1 protein-coding gene and 1 pseudogene are annotated in these 472 nt (G+C 56.8%); both read left to right on the forward strand.

Annotated elements, in window-relative coordinates:
- On the forward strand, positions 1 to 254 hold a 254-nt coding region (locus FMM79_RS07430; RefSeq protein WP_205466543.1), incomplete at its 5' end, for a F0F1 ATP synthase subunit gamma.
- Between the two features lie 31 nt (positions 255 to 285).
- A pseudogene (locus tag FMM79_RS07435) lies at positions 286 to 472 on the forward strand (F0F1 ATP synthase subunit beta); the annotation flags it as partial.

Genomic DNA, 472 nt, shown 5'->3' on the forward strand with positions numbered 1-472 from the left:
GGGATTACCTGTATGAACCCGATCCGAAACCGCTGCTGGATACCCTGCTGCGTCGTTACGTTGAATCTCAGGGTTATCAGGGCGTTGTAGAAAACCTGGCCAGCGAGCAGGCCGCACGAATGGTGGCGATGAAAGCCGCGACCGATAATGGCGGCAGCCTGATTAAAGAGCTGCAGTTGGTTTACAACAAAGCTCGTCAGGCCAGCATTACTCAGGAACTCACCGAGATCGTCTCGGGGGCCGCCGCGGTTTAACCAGGTTTACGAATTACGTAGAGGATTCAAGATGGCTACTGGACAGATTGTCCAGGTAATCGGCGCCGTGGTGGACGTCGAGTTCCCTCAGGACGCCGTACCACGCGTGTACGACGCGCTTGAGGTACAGAATGGTAACGAGAGCCTGGTGCTGGAAGTTCAGCAGCAGCTCGGCGGCGGTATCGTGCGTACCATCGCCATGGGTTCTTCCGACGGTC

This window comes from Novosphingobium sp. BW1 (assembly GCF_008107685.1).
Classification (GTDB): Bacteria; Pseudomonadota; Alphaproteobacteria; order Sphingomonadales; family Sphingomonadaceae; genus Novosphingobium.